This window comes from Yoonia vestfoldensis DSM 16212 (assembly GCF_000382265.1).
Classification (GTDB): Bacteria; Pseudomonadota; Alphaproteobacteria; order Rhodobacterales; family Rhodobacteraceae; genus Yoonia; species Yoonia vestfoldensis.
Genome location: NZ_KB908015.1, coordinates 1 through 1587, shown reverse-complemented (window position 1 = coordinate 1587; position 1587 = coordinate 1). Strand labels below are relative to the sequence as shown.

General features: G+C 52.6%; 1 protein-coding gene. It reads right to left on the bottom strand.

Features of this window, described 5'->3' with window-relative positions:
- Positions 1-174 precede the first annotated feature (174 nt).
- On the bottom strand, positions 175-675 hold the full coding sequence (locus H147_RS0119105; RefSeq protein WP_162561720.1) for a hypothetical protein: 501 nt from the start codon (positions 673-675) through the stop codon (positions 175-177).
- Positions 676-1587: the final 912 nt, after the last annotated feature.

Genomic DNA, 1587 nt, shown 5'->3' with positions numbered 1-1587 from the left:
GCAAACGGTCACCCACAAAGCGGTATCGACGACCTGCTGCCGTGGAACTTCAAGCCGTCAAGCTGAACTCCCAGTGCCCTCCTGAGAACGCTTACGAAAAGCTTGACGTCGTTAAGGACTGACGGCCAGCTTGACCGATCGCCCCGCCGCTGCGAGCCCGTCGGGATGGAACGCCTAGCCCTGTTCGGTTTTATCGACTGCTTTATCCCCAGCTAGAATCCGGATGCGGATCATTTCCATGATCTTCTTTCTAGTTGCGTCCTGAGAAGGCATCGTCACGCTTGAAGCATGACGCGCACGAACCTTTCGCGGACGTATGACAGGAGCGACCTCACCAAGCTGTTGTGCGGCAGCACCTGCAATCAAAACCAAAAAGTCCTTCGGCTGGCGACATTCGAAATACTCGACCCACAGCTCGTCTTGCCCGTTTTGCTGCAGAAGTGGGATCAATCTCAGGTCAAAGTCAGACCCGAGCGCGAAGCTATCCCATGTCGTGTGCAACGTATCTGACTTGGCCAGATGATCACTGACGGTATTCAAGAGAACCATGGACAAGGTCAGATGACCGTAAATGGCCGACTCGTCCTCGGAAAGATTCAGTTCGCCCTCATAGCGCTGCATCACCGCACGAGTGGCGCGGCGCAGGACTTTCAACTTTGCGATGACTTCCTCCATGAGATGCGCCTCAAACTGGCTACTCGCGGAAGCTGTGCTGATACTCATAACGTCCCATCTTAAAAAATGGCAATACAGGTATAAATCGCGCCTCTGGACAGTGAACATCCGGCGTCTTCAACCGCTCTGGCTCAAAACAAGAAACGAGCTGCGGCACTTGCTGGAAAGTTAGCCTATTTCGGGTGTTGGGTCGATACTCACATGTGATTATTTGGACCGCACAACTGATTCGAAATGCTGTTCCGTCCCGCTGTGCCAATCTTTGCCCTTCAAAAATACTGCATGAAACATGAACGGCCCGTTCGGTCAGACGTCTATGCGGCATCCAATCAACGCCTGAATGGCTGGTTCGCGCCGCCATTCCTGCCAGCGGAATCAGGAGGAAGCGAAAGCTCGCTGCGATTGCGCACAGATCGACACGCCGTTTTGATATCTGCCGTTCGCCGCATATTCGTCATGACTGTCCGCCGTGTTGTATGACCAAACTTCCACTTGCATTGCATCGTGAAAGGAAGTCGTCCGAAATCTTTACAATTTTATTCGCCTTGAATCTTTGACCTCTCTCCGAAAACTGTCTCAAAGCCATCTCGAACAGATCGAAGATCAGATATCGCCTCTCGGATTTGCTCTGTGGTTCGTCTTGATCTTTTGCTTTTTCACTTTCTTACACGACAATCCTTAAGGCACTCATAAATTGTGTTGCAGCCTTGGGGTCAGCAATTTCTATAGGCGGTCTTGGTTAAGGTCCCGTTCGTCGACGCCAGCCTGTCATGTCCCGCACGCGGTTCAACTGATCGCGACTGAAAGAAGGCTTGCGGTAACCACGCCATTGATACCGCAGCTTATGCGGCTTGACTGTTCGTCACGGATGCCACCGGCGTCCAGTTCCACGGCAGCAATTCATCCAGCCGG